This is a genomic window from Paenibacillus sp. PvP094, assembly GCF_040546835.1.
Classification (GTDB): Bacteria; Bacillota; Bacilli; order Paenibacillales; family Paenibacillaceae; genus Paenibacillus; species Paenibacillus illinoisensis.
In genome coordinates, this window is record NZ_JBEPOM010000001.1 from 6,400,993 (window position 1) to 6,415,733 (window position 14,741).

The following is a 14,741-nucleotide window of genomic DNA, read 5'->3' on the forward strand; positions in this document are numbered from 1 at the left end:
TCGACTATTGCCGAAAACACCTTGATCAGAGGAAGTATCGTTACTTGGCCAGGAATGCGTCAAGCTGTTCCTGTTTGGCTGCAATGATTTTATCGATACCTGCGGCCTTCAGCTTCTCCAGATACTTGGGAATCATTTCGTTTGGATCCACTGCTCCGGATGTCATGCCTGGTTTGAACTGTTTGTTCACGTTATTAACCGCTGCTATTTCGTTTTTGACGGACTGGCTGTTGAAGGTAAAACCCAGTGCAGGCGACTTGACTCCCTTGGCATTAAACTCCTTGAACTTCTCCCACTTCTGAGGATCTTCATTATCCCAGAGGAAGTTCAGGAACTGGTTACCAAGCTGCCATTGGGCACCAGGATTATATGTGCGGCTGTTCGCATCCACGCCTTCAGGCAGCGTGATAATATTGTCCTGACCATCCTTTTTTACATAATGCTTGCCTTCGATTCCGAAATTCAACAGATTATTGATTTCCTTGTCCGAGTGGAGCAAGTTGATGACCTGCATCGCTTTTTCCGGCTGCTCGGAAGAACGTGAGATGGCCAGCATGGCACCAGAAGCATCACCGGTTGTGATCGTCGGCTCTGTCATTTCAATCTGAGTCAACGGGTATCCGACGTACCCTTCTTCTTCCTTGTCCTTCCCCGGTTTCATGCCGTCCGTCCACATAAACGCCTTGCCTGCCTTCGCCTGATCTTTCGGGAAGACGTTGGAAGTTGCCGCATCGCTATTGATGTATCCCGCTTGATACCATTTGCGTGCCAGTGCTGCGGCCTCCTTGAATTCAGGTGTTTCCACTTCGTTCAGCACGGTTGTAGTGCCAGCTGTCTTGGAGATGACTCCAGGTACGGATGCATCACCAAGATAATCCCAATCCAGATTCTCCAGCAGTCCGTTACCATTGGTGTTCGACATATAGAATGGAGTAACGGCTGGTTCGTTTTCCTTGATTGTTTTCAGCAGAGGCTCCAGATCGGTCCACGTTTTTACCGTGGTCAGGTCGAGTTTGTATTTATCCGCGAGATCCTGACGCACCAGAACACCACGTGTAGCTGCCAATTCCTTGTTTGTCGGAACGCCGTAGTTCACACCATCAACCTGGGAACCTTCTAGGAAAGCAGGGTCCAGATTTTTTTTGATATCCTGCCCATATTGATCAAGTAGGTCATTTAGGGGCAGGAACGCACCTTTGGCCACGTTGACGGTATAGTTCTGCCATGCCGCCGTGAAAATAATATCCGATTTTTCTCCGGAAGAAATCATCAGATTGAGCTTGTTATCCCACTGTCCCCAGTCGATTGCGTTAATCTTGAGCGTAGCTCCGATCTTGGGCTCCATTTTTTTATTAATCTCGGCTTCCACCAGTGCCACGTCTTTCTGTGGTGTCCCCGGGTAGTACAACGTTACCTCATATGGTTTGGCTGCATTTTCCCCTGAACCTCCGTTTTCTGCCCCTTGCGTTGTTCCGCCTTGGTCTGATGAACATCCGGCAAGCACCAGGCTGAATGCCATCACGGCTGCCGTAAGTCGCGTCCATACCTTCATTGATTTGATCAACTGAACCCCTCCCAATAATGTTGAACTTTTGCGCACACGATTTCCCCAATTCGCATGTAACCCGGATCTAACTCAGATCCTTCACTGCATTGTATATATGCCCTTTCATTCTATCTTGGGATCATCCACTACCCCGCTGACCGGGACGGAGTTATCCCTTCACAGCACCCACCGTCAGACCTTTAATGAAGTACCTTTGGAAGAACGGATAGGCCAGCACAATCGGACCGATGCCCACGACAGCCATCGCCATTTGCAGCGTTTTGTTAGGCAGATTCAACAATCCGCCCTGTGATGAAATCTGTGAAGAAACATTGGAGTTGGATGTTAAATATTGAATATCGAGCAGTGTTCGGTACATGAGGTACTGAAGGCTGATCGTCCGGTTATCAGAGATAAAAATCATACTGAGGTACCAGTCATTCCAGTAGTTCAGTGTGCTGAACAGTGCCACGGTGGCCATAACCGGTAAGGAGAGCGGCAGTACGATACGCGTAAACGTTCGGAGCTCACCTGCTCCATCAATCCGTGCCGATTCAAGAATGGATACCGGAATGGAATTGGCGAAGAATGTCCGCATCACCAGAACGAAGAACGGTGATAACAATAACGGCAATATCAAGGCCAGAATGGAATTTTTCAGATCCAGGACATTGACGTATACGAGATACCAGGGAACGAGCCCCCCGTTGAACAACATTGTGAAGAAAATAAAGAAGGCAAACCATCCGCGGTAAGGCAAATCCCTTCTGGAAAGCGGGTAGGCATATAGTGCAGTCAACGCCACGCTGGTAATGGTACCTACCACTGTCACGATGATGGAAATGCCGTAGGAATGGATAATCTGATCCATATCCTTGAACAGAAACTCATAAGCCGTCAGGCTAAACTTCTCGGGGATCAGCTTGTATCCGTTCGCAATGACGGTTGTCTCGTCCGAGAAGGAAATGGCGAAGACAAGCAAAATCGGAACGATGCAGGCTATGGCATAGAAGATGAACATCGCGTGTATAACGGACGCGGAACGCCGCGATACAGCAAGTGGGTCACGTGATTTCACAGCAGACTTGCCTCCTCTCTAAAATAATGCATTATCTTTATCCATTCTTCGGACGATCGTATTGGATACAAGCACAAGTACAAATCCGACAACAGCCTGATACAGTCCAGCCGCAGAAGACATCCCAATGTCGCCGCCAATGAGGAATGTGCGATAGACATAGGTATCCAGTACGTTCGTTACAGGGAACAATGCCCCCGATTCCAATGGAACCTGATAGAACAGACTAAAGTCCGCATAGAAGATTCGGCCGATCTGCAGCAAGGTCATGATGACAATGAGCGGAACGAGAAACGGAACCGTGATAAACCGGATCTGATGCCACTTGCTTGCTCCGTCCAGCACGGCGGCTTCGTAGTACTCCTCATCAATGCCTACGACTGCTGCGAGATAAATGACGGCATAGTATCCGATGTTTTTCCAGGTATTCACAATTGGCAAAATGTACGGCCAATACTTCGGCTCCGAGTACCAGTCAATGGGCTGCCCGCCAAAGAGCTGCAGGATCGTCGAGTTCATAAAACCTGAATCCTTGCCGAGAAACGCCAGAACCAGATAGCTAACCACGATCATGGATAAAAAGTAAGGCAGGAGCATCAAGGATTGATACAGTTTCGACATCGCTTTGTTCTTTACTTCATTGAGCAGGATCGCAAGCCCTACCCCCACAAACAGATTGAGCGCAATAAATACCGTGTTATACGCAAGTGTGTTGCGGGTGATCTCCCAAGCATCACTCGTTGAGAACAGGTACTTGAAGTTATCCCAACCGCTCCAGGGACTGCCCCAAATTCCGTCGGCGTAATTCACATTTTTGAAGGCAATGAGGACGCCGAACATCGGCATATAGTTGTTCACCAGCAGAAACAGAATCCCTGGCAAAAACATGAGATACAAGACCTTGAACTTACCAAGATTGTACAAAACAGACTTTCGCTTGCGGACTGATCTATCCGGTATATCCGCTACCCGTATACCCTTACCCGCCTGGGGTTGTGTCTTCATAACCTCTTCTCCCTCACTCCTCTTGATTTCCTTCCTCAGGATGAAGCACCGCTGTGTATCCTGTGGTTCAAGTATAACCGCGGGGAGCTCTGGCCCAATATCGGCTGTGGTGACCTTTTCACTTATCAAATGATGACATTTGCATGATACCAGATAAAATAAAAACAAAATAAAAGACGCAGCATGCTGCGTCAACGCTAGACCGTTCTGGACTGTTTACGAAACTCCTGCGGCGTAATGCCCGTGCACTTTTTAAACATTTTCGTGAAATGGGAGTAGTTATAATAGCCCACTTTGCCGGCAATATCCGTGACCTTTACGGTGGATTCAGATAACAAGGTTTTGGCTTTGTCTACCCGCCGCTGCAATATAAATTCAGAGAGAGACATTCCCTTCTCCTTCCGAAACAGCCGGGACAGATATGCTGGATTGAAGCCGGCAAACGACGCCAGTTCCTCACGCATCAGATCTTCGCCAATATGATTCTCGATATAAATGCATAGTTGGTCCACAATCGTCATCGGACTGTGATCATCCGGATACAGGATCGGAATGGCACGGTCAATCAGATCCATGGACCAAAGTTTTAATTGCGGCAAGGAGCGTGTAACCATACTTTCTTCAGGCTCACGCTCACCAGGGTACAGACTACGTACGGATACATTTTTCTGATGAAGCAGGGGATAAACCACATGCAGCATGGCATGATAGAACAGGCGCAGAATCTCTGGAGATAACTGTTCCTGCGCAGCCAGCAGCTCGAATATTTCTTCCACGCGTTCCCGAAGATCATCCACTTTGCCGGTTTCAAACAAAATCGACAACTCCGAAAACCAGGGGATTGGCAGAAATCGGTCCTCCGGTTTCTTTCCCTGCTCATCATAAACGAATACTCCCTCAAGCTCTCTGATATTGCGTCGCTCCATATCCATCAGTTCATTCAGCAAACCCTGCAATTCGGTTACGGCCACGGGTGCACCTACGTAACAGGACAAGCGGCAGTAGAAATACGTCCCACATTCCCGAATATACAGCTGACAATTCTGTGCCACCTGGCTAGCAACAGGTACAACTCCATCCTGTTCATACGCAAGTACGATATTCAGACCGCTATGGTCCTGAAATACTTCTCCTGGCCGATCCCCAAGGATCATCTCCCTCGCTGCATTCCGAAGAGCATATTCCAGCACCTCCTCATCACGCAGATCGAATTCCCTTACCCACTCCTCTACCGATATGACAATCGGCAGAATACGGGCATGCGGGTCGATCTCCGCACCATAGACCTCGGCCAGCTCCTTCAGCCGTGGCTTGGTTAGAGTGACGCGCTGGGAGATGGCATCTTTCCAGAATCGCTCCGTCAACAGTGGTTTATGGGTTTGCCAGCGCTTGTATACCGACTCATATATTTCATTGGTACGCGAACGCTGCTCTCCGGCCTTGAGTTTATCCACGGCCTGCGTAACCACCTTAAGAAGTTGATCAGCCTGGGCAGGTTTTAGCACATAATCGAAGCTGTTTAACTTGAGCGCTGTCTGAGCATAGTCAAACAGGGCATGACCTGTCAGAAATATCGTCAGGATGCCCGGAGCATGCTTCAATACCCAGCTCTGCAGATCCAGACCCGTCTCTCCCGGCATTTCAATATCAGAGATCATGATCGAGATGGACTGGCTCTGAAGCACCATTCGTGCCTCTTCGGCATCACCCGCACTAAATACCCGATCAATGCCGGCCAAACGCCAATCAATCCCTTCTACCATGGCCTGAAGAGCATAAACCTCATCGTCAACGATTAATAGATTTCGCATCAGTTCAAGCTCCCCCTTCTTCCTCTTCCGTTTGGGCGGGCAGATACAGGATCACTGCCGCTCCACCAGCATTCAGGTTTTGGAATTCTAATTTGGCTGATTCATCGTATTTCACTAGCAAACGGTGAGCAACGTTCCAGATCCCGATGTGCTGTCCACTTGGGTCTTCCGCATACTTCCCTCGCTGGAGACGCGCAAGCATGTCTTGTTCGAAGCCGACACCGTTATCCTCTACTGTAACCCTTAGTGTAGTGTTGTGCTGTATAGCTTCAACCTCAGATTGTGGACTGGATAACGTTTTCGTTAAGTTGGCTGAGATGCGTATGACAAATGGTTCCGTACGCCGCCTAAATCCATGAATAATTGCATTTTCCACAAAAGGCTGGAGGGTTAAAGGCGGCAGTACAAAATGACCAAGACCTTCATCCACGTCAAGAGAAAAATCCAATTTGTTCGGGAACCTGAGCTTTTGAATCTCCAGATAGTGACGAATGTGCTCGAGTTCTTCATCCAGCCGGATAACGCGTTTGCCTGCCCGGAGACTAAACCGGAAATAATCGGCCAGATGTCCGGCCATCTGCTGGACCAGTTCATGTTTTTGCAGTGAAGCCAGGCTATGAATAATATTCAGGGAATTCAGGTAAAAGTGAGGGTTAATCTGCATCTGAAGCTGCTTGAATTCGGCCTCTCTGGTACGCAGCTGTTCTTCATAGACGTCGATTTTCAGATGCTGAATCTGGCTGGTCATCTGATTGAAGCTGTGAGTGACGAACTCTAATTCCGATGAAGTCGGCGGATCAAGCCTCACGTCGAGTTCTCCACGACTGACTCGTCTCATCCCTTTGATTAAAGTATTCATAGGTCGAAACAGCAACTGACGCAGGAAAATTAGGGCCGTGATCAAAATGACCGCTGCACCAATAGGCAGCAGGCGAATAATCTGCTGAAAGAACGGCAGGTTGCGCAGCATATCCTCTTCCGGCAACAAGACAATATAGTTCATGTCGGACATCGCCGAAGGCAAGCCGAGCATCAGGTACTGCCGTTCATCCCCCTTGGATGTAACCTCTGATATGACCTGGTAAGGATTCTCCAAACCGGAGAGATGTGCTGCAGCCAGCTTAATTTGCTCCGAGCTGAGGGCTGAACCGGACAGCGCTCCCCCATTGCTATCCACGATAACGGCACCTCCCCGTTCACCGGATTCAGTGAATTGTTCGGGGTGGTTCAGTGCATTCATATCCACAAGCGCACCAGCGTAGAACTGCTGATTAATTCGGACCGTTTTGACCAGTGCATTCCATCCACCACCGCGAACAATGCTCCATTCTGGCCGCTGAATCTCATCATTCAATTGCGTCATCTGTACAGGCATGCTCTCCCGGACGAGTGACATTTTGATGTCATAACTGCCCGAAGTCGCCAGCAGCAGATCATCATTTACCGCATCATACAGAAAGAAAGAATCAATCAGATTGTAAAATCCGATATCGGTCATGAATTTGTTCATGATCCGCTGTTTCGCAATGATATAGTCCCCGCTGCCGTATTTCAGGAAAAAAAGCGAAATGATATCCGGGTCCCGCTCGCCCAGACTGTATAGGTACCGATTGGTCTCCTGCAGCACTCGCTCATTCTGCTCCACACTCTTCGCCAGATGATTCATGTTGGTTAGGGATACTTTGTCCCTGACGACTCGAATTGCATAGACATTGTTGTAATACAACAGCAGAAACAGCGGCAGCATGATCAGCGTTAAGCCAACCATGAATTTGAAGCGCAGTGAACGGATAAAGTTCATGGATTCCCGCCCTCTTATTCTATGTTTTATATGACCAATCACTCTGTAAACGTTATCAAAAACAAACAACCTACTATTCTGTTTCTAATCCGACCTGCCGTTAAATTTCCATATTTCTTCCTTAACGGCGGCATGTTCATTGTAATCATGCTTATTACGTGCTGTATATATGATAAAGTGACCTTTCTCTGTCAGCTCTGGTGACCTGATCACGTCGTTCATTCGATATGTACCGTCTAATCAATTCTCCATTTGCAAAAAAATTCCTGCTGGTTGTCATACTCACACGTTCTACACAAAAAATAAAGCCTTCTAGCCCTCCTCTTCTCCATGAACGCCCGGTCCTGACATGCATACGATATATCACGCCTTAGGACTAAGGTGGAAGGAGGTATGCGGTGTGAATATTCAATTGGTACCGTTACATTATGTATATCTGGCTTTTATCGTGCTCATTGTGGCTGTCATGATACGGCGCCGGGATACGATGATTATCTGTGTTGCCGGGATTATGACGATTGGATTACTGGCAACAGAGACGTTAAGGCGGTGCGGTGTCAGGAATCTTCAATAGTTTTGTATATGCTGCCAAAGAGCTGCTCAGCACGATCTTTATCATCTCGATCATTGTCGCCATGAGCCGGGTACTGATTCGCACAGGTATTAATGAAGTAATGGTTGCTCCACTAACCCGGTTTATTCGTTCTCCGCAGGTGGCCTATTGGGGAATTGGACTTATCATGATGACGGTCTCCCTGTTTTTTTGGCCTTCGCCAGCGGTAGCACTGGTCGGGGCAGTTTTGCTTCCCGTCGCCGTTCGTGTAGGACTTCCCCCCATTGGTGCTGCTATCGCAATGAATCTGTTCGGACATGGTATCGCCCTCTCGGGAGACTATATCATTCAAGGAGCTCCCAAACTGACGGCAGATGCAGCTGGCCTTCCGGTTACTTCCGTCATGACGGCAAGCATACCGCTGGTCCTCGTGATGGGCGCGGTATCCACACTGACGGCCTTTTGGATGTTACGAAATGAGATGAAAAGTGGCGCCCGCACTCAGATGCGTTCTCCTGTCCCAGGTGAACCTCTAATTGGGGCTTCTTCTCCTTCCGAATCCTTGCCGGGGGCCGGGGACGTACCCGTACAACAACGTCAAGCGATACCGATACGATTACAAAAGGCATTCGCCATACTTATTCCATTGTTATTCGCAGTGGATGTGATTCTGATGTTTGTTCTTAAGCTTCAGGGCGGGGACGCTACAGCCTTAATCGGAGGTACCGCCGTACTTATCCTCATCACGGTCACTCTCGCAGCACATCGGCATGAAGGCCCTGAAGAGACAACGAATTATTTAATTGAAGGCTTTCAGTTCGGCTTCAAAGTATTCGGTCCCGTTATCCCTATTGCAGCTTTCTTTTATCTAGGGGACGCAGCCATCACTGAATTGTTTAGTAACCCTCTACCCGATGGATCACATGGTATAGTCAATGATCTTGGTGTTGCTCTTGCGGGGCTGGTTCCCTTGAATGATACGGTAGGTGCGATCACAATGACCTTGATTGGAGCCGTTACAGGAATGGATGGTTCGGGGTTTTCAGGGATATCCCTGGTGGGGTCTATCGCTTCGATGTTTGCCGGCACAGCAGATTCAGCCCCCGTATTAACAGCACTCGGTCAGGTTGCTGCCATCTGGGTTGGCGGTGGTACCTTAATCCCTTGGGCTTTAATTCCAGCTGCTGCCATCTGCGGAGTCAGTCCATTTGAACTGGCGCGTCGCAACCTGAAGCCTGTACTGCTTGGTTTAGTGGTTACGACGATCGTCGCCATCTTCTTACTATAATTAGTGCAAGCTTTTTACGTATTTTGAAAAGAAGTTCGCTGCCTGGCCCAGAGCCATAGCTCGTGCCTGCTCCAATGGGCTAGATGCAGCAGCTCCACATAAGGGTCACCCTGTAACCCCAGCACTGAGGCAAAGGCTGGCTCTGTCTTCAATCCACCCCATTTCAGTCGGCGGATCTCGTCGTGACCTTCTGCACCCCAGAGCTGCAGCAGCTCCCATTCGACTAACATGTGAAGGTAGGCATTTTGTTTATTGACCGGCAACGATTGGGCGTAAATCTCCAATGGCCAATCCTCAATCTGAAAAGAACAAGTCATGTAGGCACTAGGGATATCCATACCTAGCCCCGTTCCGCGTTGACACGAAAAATGCTCCATTCCGCTAAAATGCTGAGTCACTACCATCTCGAACGTGTTCAGATCGCGAACTTCACACAATATATCAAGATCACTGCCAGGAATGTCTATATCAATGGGTACGGTTCCTGCCGGATAAGGGGTATATGCCTCCAAAATGGAGAACAAACCACTCTGAAGAAGCACCCGGTAAGCATCCCGCTGCCGTTCGTTCCCGGATGCCAAATGTGCCAAAACCTCAGCAGTTGTCTTCATGGATTCTGAGGCAGACGATTCATTCCGCCGCTCCTGTAATCACCTGTTTTACACGACCAACTTGCCCACTTGTCAGACGAACCTTGATGCCATGGGGATGCGTGGGTGATTTGGTCAGCAAATCCTTGACGATCCCCCTTGTCAGTTTGCCTGTAGGCTGATCTTGCTTCAGTACGATATCTACTTCCAGACCAGGTTTAATGTTCACTCGTTGTTGTCCGTTCATCATGCAATCCTCTCCTTCCTCTTGCAACGTCAATCCATTCAGCTATGTTAGATCAAAGCTTCATCTATTGTAAATCTTTTGGATTTAAAACAAAAGCCATGCCCGCTGCGTGGAAACGTGCTGCACCCTTATTTCGGTTCTGAATCCGGAGGAGATGATTTGCTCTTCATGTCCCGCAGAGCGGACCGGTAGACCTCATCGGCACTCTTTTCAATTTCATTAGAGGTGGACTCGACTGGTTCCTCTTGGGGTTCAGGTGGTTTGCGAAAATGAAGCAGAGCTTGACGGTACTCACTATCATTTCCTTTTGTTTGAGTTTCCTGCTGCTTGGCTTGGTGGCTCACTTCAATCTTGTTTTCCCGCAATTCCGTTTCCGTCTCTCTTGGTCCAGCCGGTTCCGTATAATCCACCGGGTCTGAAGAATCCAGCAATTGTTCATCTGTCTGCTCGTCCCCCTGCAGAAGGACAGGCTCTCGTTCTGTCTCAGCCGTTTGGGCAGCCCTGGCTTCTGCAGCTCTGCGGGTCGATCTTGAGTTAAAGATCATGAGAAAAATAACCCCTAGTAAAACAATTACGGCCAATATAATCAACATCTGAGCATCCTCCTTGTCATCGCCTGTGGCAACTTATCAATATATTGGTTCCCCAATCTGCGAATTATATTTCATGTTGTTTCGTATAGAGCAGCAAAGTACCGGGAATGCTCCAAACAGGATTGTCAGCAGAAGAACATATTAGGAGGAATGATCCACATGAACTCTCGTGCCATATTGATCAATATCATTGTCATTCTGGTGATTTTGGGGGCAGGTGCCGCAGGCATATACTACTACAACCAATCCACCAGCTACGTCAAGACGGATAATGCGTTAGTCACGGGTCAGCCCATATCCATTGCTTCCACCGTTAGCGGCGAACTCCAAACGTGGAAAGGCAAAGTAGGTACCTCGTACAATCAAGGGGATACGATCGGGACCGTCTCTGCAGGCGGTAAATCAACTCCTATTACCATGCCTGTTGCCGGCACCGTTGTCCAGGCGACCGCAGTGGAGAACTCATTGGTTTCTGCCGGTAATCCACTGGCTAGAGCCTATGATTTTAATAACTTGTATGTGACAGCGAATGTGGAAGAAACCGTCATCGACAAAATCAAAAGTGGACAAATCGTTGACGTATACATCGATGCATTTCCAGATACCACACTAACAGGCAAAGTAGATCAGATTGGGCTTGCTACGGCTTCCTCTTTTTCCCTACTGCCGTCGTCCAATACCAATGCCAATTACACCAAAGTTACGCAGGTTATACCGATTACCATTACGATTGAGGGTTACAAAGGTCTGGGTGTTGTCCCAGGCATGAGCGCCACTGTGCGCGTTCATATATAAGGTCTGCCGATGGATAATCAATTGCCGCTCGGAAGAACCATTGCCGTCCTGCTGCTCGGCGCCTTTATCGCCATTCTGAATCAGACTCTGCTTAATGTGGCGATCCCCCATCTGATGAATGATTTCAACGTCTCGGCTACAACAGTGCAATGGCTATCCACTGCCTATTTGCTCGTGAATGGGGTTCTCATCCCCATAACAGCCTATCTGATTGAGTCATTCGGGACCCGTAAACTGTTCACCACAGCGATGCTGCTGTTCACCGTTGGCTCTGCCATCTGCGCAATCAGTCCGGGATTTACAGTCATGCTGATTGGGCGTATTGTACAGGCCAGTGGTGCCGGCATTATCATGCCGCTGGTCATGAACGTATTTTTAACCGTATTTCCACCCGAAAAACGGGGAACAGCGATGGGAACCATGGGGATCGCCATGATGTTTGCTCCAGCTATTGGTCCTACCCTGTCAGGCTGGATCGTGGAGCATTACACTTGGCGCATTCTGTTCTACATGGTTATCCCGCTGGCTTTGCTTGATATCCTGTTTGCTTTTCTCTGGCTGCGAAATGTGTCCAAGCTCAGTTCTCCCAAATTCGATGCGTACGGTGCTCTCTTTTCAACGATCGGATTCGGATTTCTGCTGTATGGATTCAGCTCTGCCGGCGACAAGGGATGGAGCAGTGCAATTGTACTGTTGACCTTGATCATCGGTATTCTGTTCATTACGTTCTTTGTTCTCAGGGAAACGGCAATGAAGCATCCACTGCTGGAGTTTCGTGTGTTTAAATACGATATTTTTACCATCTCCACATTGGTCAGTGCTACCATCAACATGGCCCTTTTCGGGGGGATGCTTCTGTTACCCATCTATCTCCAAAATATAAGAGGATTTTCCCCTCTGCAATCGGGTCTCTTGCTGCTGCCAGGTGCACTTCTGATGGGGGTTATGTCACCCATATCAGGAGCGCTATTCGATCGGATCGGCTCCCGCCCACTAGCCATTGTAGGCTTGCTGATCACGGCATTCTCTACCTTTGAGTTCAGCAAATTGACCGGGGAAACGCCTTATGGTCACATTATGATGCTGTATACTCTTCGGAGCTTTGGCATGTCCATGCTGATGATGTCCGTGCAGACCGAGGGCCTAAACCAGTTACCCCCTCATCTGACCAGTCATGGTACTGCCATGTCCAACACGATAAGGCAGGTAGCTGGCTCGATTGGAACAGCCCTGCTGATTACCGTTATGGCTACACGGTCAGGCATTCATTTGGCTGACTACAGCAATACGGTCACGACAACCAATGTGCCCCTGACTGAACAAGTCGGGCTCCTAGGTTCTCAGATGGCTGCCGTAGCAGGCGTGCCAGCTGAACAGGGTTCTTCACTGGCGTTACAGCAGCTATACGGTATCGCAGTTCAGACCTCGACGATTGAAGGCATTAACGATGCCTTTATTGTTGCCACCTGGATTTCCATTATTGGTTTGCTCCTGTCACTGTTTCTGCGGCGGGCAAGAGCCCGCCCTCGTGCGGTGAAGACAGAACAATAATCTTATTCCGGAAACATAACAAAAGCCGCCGGTCTCTCCTAAGAGAAACCGGCGGCTTTTGTTATTATATTTATGAGCTATTTAAAGGAAACGCCATCCTTCCCTGCTTCTTTTGCCTTCACTGCAAGCAGTTCCGATACGGTGACGAAACGGTATCCCTCTTGCTGAAGCTTGGGAAGAATTGTTTTGAGCGCAGCAACGGTCTGATTCCTTCCATCCACCTTGTCATGAAACAGAACAATATCCCCATTGCGTGCGTTTTTCAGCACCTTGTTCGTAATGACTGCTACCCCAGGTGAAGCCCAGTCCCGTGTGTCCTGATGCCAGGACCATAACACAATGGTATACCCTTTTTGTTTTGCAACATCAATGACCATGTCATTGTAAAATCCTCCGGGTGGTCGGAACAGCAGCGGACGTGGGACACCAGCATCCATAATGGATTGCTCGGCAGCCACCATATCCTGCGTAAACTTGTCCTTAGTGGTGGATTTAACCGCATAAGTGTGTGCATAAGTATGATTGGCCACTTCATGTCCTTCATGCTGCTCCTGCATGACCAGCTCAGGATACTTTTCCGCCCATTTACCCAGTACGAAAAAAGTGCCCTTAGCTTGGTACTGCTTAAGCAAAGCCAGAATCTGCGGGGTCTGTACCGGGTCAGGACCATCATCGAAGGTCAACGCAATGAGCTTGTCATGGGTAGGGACCTCCCAGACAATCTCTCCTCGTTCCTCGTAATATTGACGATTCTTCTGTACCGGCTTCGCATAGGCAGAACTGGTACCTAGCATGAGAATCAGGGTGATCAATCCGATCGTTCGGGCTGCCTTCAGGTTCATGTTTAAGTCCTCTCTTTATCGTCAAACGTAAACTCCCTGTTAGCATTTCCCGAAATGCCGGAACTATTTAACGGAAAATCTGGTCAATCACTGCGATCTCCTCGGCAGACAACGTTACATCCAAGGTTTTCAGATTGTTGATGACCTGCTCCGGTTTCTTCGCCCCTGGAATGAGTGCATCAATCGAAGGCTGAGTCAGGTACCAGGCCAGCACGAGATGTGCAACCTCGGCATTTTTGGATTCAGCAATGCTGCGAAGCTGTTCCACTTTGTCCAGATTGCGAATAAAGTTTTCGCCCGTAAACAGCGGATTTTTGGCCCGGCCATCCTGGAATGTCGTATCCCGATTATATTTACCACCCAGCAATCCGGCTGCCAGCGGAAAGTATGGAACGAAAGAAATTTCATGCTCTGCTGTGTACGGAAGCAGTTCTTTCTCAGCCTCTCGTTTGAACAGATTGTATTCGGATTGCAGCACATCCACATAACCATCCCGATTCGCTTCACGCAGCTGTTCGATGGAGAAGTTGGATACACCGATCGCGCGGATTTTGCCATCGTCTTTCAGTTGTTTTAATGCACCTACTGCTTCATCCTTCGGTGTCTGCTCGTCCGGAAAATGGATGTAAAACAAGTCGATGTAATCCGTCTGAAGACGTTTCAAGGCTTCATCTACAGATGCTTTCAGAAAAGCAGGAGAGTTATCTATCACCACGCTGCCATCCACGAATTTGTGGGCTGCCTTGGTGGCGATAATCGTTTGTTGACGCTGCCCCGTTTCCTTGAGCACCTCTCCAATTAAACGCTCTGAATGTTCAGGCCCATAGATGAAAGCCGTATCCACAAAGTTAATCCCTTGTTTCAGCGCTGTGCGAACCACTTCCTTGCCTGTTTCATCGTTCAGCATATCCGGGTAGATATTATGTCCCCCTACTGCGTTTGCACCCAATCCAATCGGGTTAACGAGCAAATCGGTTTTCCCCAAGCGAGTCTGTTGCTGTGCCATAATTCATCCATCTCCTTTTCCTGAGCGTTGGCTAA

The 14,741-nt window shown here is 48.7% G+C and carries 14 protein-coding genes; 4 read left to right on the top strand and 10 right to left on the bottom strand.

The window, feature by feature from the left end; genetic code table 11:
* Positions 1-40: 40 nt before the first annotated feature.
* The 5 genes from ABIC22_RS28870 to ABIC22_RS28890 all read right to left on the bottom strand — a co-directional run bounded on the left by ABIC22_RS28870 (position 41) and on the right by ABIC22_RS28890 (position 7,241).
* Positions 41-1,564, bottom strand: a complete 1,524-nt coding sequence (locus ABIC22_RS28870; protein WP_354485538.1) for an ABC transporter substrate-binding protein — start codon at positions 1,562-1,564, stop codon at positions 41-43.
* A 151-nt stretch (positions 1,565-1,715) separates the two neighbouring features.
* Positions 1,716-2,624 (bottom strand): carbohydrate ABC transporter permease, encoded by a 909-nt coding sequence (locus tag ABIC22_RS28875; RefSeq protein WP_127536375.1) that lies wholly within the window; start codon positions 2,622-2,624, stop codon positions 1,716-1,718.
* 18 nt (positions 2,625-2,642) lie between these two features.
* Positions 2,643-3,629 (bottom strand): ABC transporter permease, encoded by a 987-nt coding sequence (locus tag ABIC22_RS28880; RefSeq protein ID WP_354485540.1) that lies wholly within the window; start codon positions 3,627-3,629, stop codon positions 2,643-2,645.
* 197 nt (positions 3,630-3,826) lie between these two features.
* Complete coding sequence (locus ABIC22_RS28885) at positions 3,827-5,440, bottom strand: response regulator transcription factor (RefSeq protein ID WP_127536376.1); 1,614 nt, start codon at positions 5,438-5,440, stop codon at positions 3,827-3,829.
* A gap of 4 nt (positions 5,441-5,444) precedes the next feature.
* Positions 5,445-7,241 carry a sensor histidine kinase gene (locus tag ABIC22_RS28890; protein ID WP_354485542.1) on the bottom strand — a complete coding sequence of 599 codons (1,797 nt, stop codon included), beginning with the start codon at positions 7,239-7,241 and terminating at the stop codon, positions 5,445-5,447.
* 400 nt (positions 7,242-7,641) lie between these two features.
* On the opposite strand from ABIC22_RS28890, the gene ABIC22_RS30160 reads away from it, so the two are divergent.
* Entirely contained in the window at positions 7,642-7,815 is a 174-nt protein-coding gene (locus tag ABIC22_RS30160; RefSeq protein ID WP_483312570.1) for a hypothetical protein, read from the top strand.
* Positions 7,796-9,082 (top strand): hypothetical protein, encoded by a 1,287-nt coding sequence (locus tag ABIC22_RS28895; protein WP_483312571.1) that lies wholly within the window; start codon positions 7,796-7,798, stop codon positions 9,080-9,082. The genes ABIC22_RS30160 and ABIC22_RS28895 overlap by 20 nt, the downstream gene beginning before the upstream one ends.
* Positions 9,083-9,096: 14 nt before the next feature.
* Here the strand turns inward: ABIC22_RS28895 and ABIC22_RS28900 are convergent, their stop codons facing one another.
* The 3 genes from ABIC22_RS28900 to ABIC22_RS28910 all read right to left on the bottom strand — a co-directional run bounded on the left by ABIC22_RS28900 (position 9,097) and on the right by ABIC22_RS28910 (position 10,512).
* Positions 9,097-9,663, bottom strand: a complete 567-nt coding sequence (locus tag ABIC22_RS28900; RefSeq protein WP_164764161.1) for a DUF4269 domain-containing protein — start codon at positions 9,661-9,663, stop codon at positions 9,097-9,099.
* A 49-nt stretch (positions 9,664-9,712) separates the two neighbouring features.
* Complete coding sequence (locus ABIC22_RS28905; protein WP_095287993.1) at positions 9,713-9,919, bottom strand: YwbE family protein; 207 nt, start codon at positions 9,917-9,919, stop codon at positions 9,713-9,715.
* Between the two features lie 128 nt (positions 9,920-10,047).
* On the bottom strand, positions 10,048-10,512 hold the full coding sequence (locus ABIC22_RS28910) for a hypothetical protein (RefSeq protein WP_354485544.1): 465 nt from the start codon (positions 10,510-10,512) through the stop codon (positions 10,048-10,050).
* Between the two features lie 159 nt (positions 10,513-10,671).
* Here ABIC22_RS28910 and ABIC22_RS28915 point away from each other — a divergent pair, with 159 nt between their 5' ends.
* Complete coding sequence (locus ABIC22_RS28915; protein ID WP_095287931.1) at positions 10,672-11,307, top strand: efflux RND transporter periplasmic adaptor subunit; 636 nt, start codon at positions 10,672-10,674, stop codon at positions 11,305-11,307.
* Between the two features lie 9 nt (positions 11,308-11,316).
* Positions 11,317-12,858 (top strand): DHA2 family efflux MFS transporter permease subunit, encoded by a 1,542-nt coding sequence (locus tag ABIC22_RS28920; RefSeq protein WP_127536384.1) that lies wholly within the window; start codon positions 11,317-11,319, stop codon positions 12,856-12,858.
* 77 nt (positions 12,859-12,935) lie between these two features.
* Here the strand turns inward: ABIC22_RS28920 and ABIC22_RS28925 are convergent, their stop codons facing one another.
* Together ABIC22_RS28925 and ABIC22_RS28930 are read right to left on the bottom strand one after the other, a co-directional pair.
* The gene (locus tag ABIC22_RS28925; RefSeq protein WP_354485547.1) at positions 12,936-13,700 is read right to left on the bottom strand and encodes a polysaccharide deacetylase family protein; all 765 of its coding nucleotides are present in this window, start codon (positions 13,698-13,700) and stop codon (positions 12,936-12,938) included.
* A gap of 67 nt (positions 13,701-13,767) precedes the next feature.
* On the bottom strand, positions 13,768-14,706 hold the full coding sequence (locus ABIC22_RS28930) for an aldo/keto reductase (RefSeq protein ID WP_354485549.1): 939 nt from the start codon (positions 14,704-14,706) through the stop codon (positions 13,768-13,770).
* Positions 14,707-14,741 lie beyond the last annotated feature (35 nt).

Bases quoted from the DNA above. Each gene is read 5' to 3' on its own strand.
- ABIC22_RS28920 (WP_127536384.1), top strand. From the start codon at position 11,317: ATGGATAATCAATTGCCGCTCGGAAGAACCATTGCCGTCCTGCTGCTC.
- ABIC22_RS28880 (WP_354485540.1), bottom strand. From the start codon at position 3,629: ATGAAGACACAACCCCAGGCGGGTAAGGGTATACGGGTAGCGGATATA.
- ABIC22_RS28915 (WP_095287931.1), top strand. From the start codon at position 10,672: ATGAACTCTCGTGCCATATTGATCAATATCATTGTCATTCTGGTGATT.
- ABIC22_RS28885 (WP_127536376.1), bottom strand. From the start codon at position 5,440: ATGCGAAATCTATTAATCGTTGACGATGAGGTTTATGCTCTTCAGGCC.
- ABIC22_RS28905 (WP_095287993.1), bottom strand. From the start codon at position 9,919: ATGAACGGACAACAACGAGTGAACATTAAACCTGGTCTGGAAGTAGAT.
- ABIC22_RS28890 (WP_354485542.1), bottom strand. From the start codon at position 7,241: ATGAACTTTATCCGTTCACTGCGCTTCAAATTCATGGTTGGCTTAACG.
- ABIC22_RS28925 (WP_354485547.1), bottom strand. From the start codon at position 13,700: ATGAACCTGAAGGCAGCCCGAACGATCGGATTGATCACCCTGATTCTC.
- ABIC22_RS28910 (WP_354485544.1), bottom strand. From the start codon at position 10,512: ATGTTGATTATATTGGCCGTAATTGTTTTACTAGGGGTTATTTTTCTC.
- ABIC22_RS28930 (WP_354485549.1), bottom strand. From the start codon at position 14,706: ATGGCACAGCAACAGACTCGCTTGGGGAAAACCGATTTGCTCGTTAAC.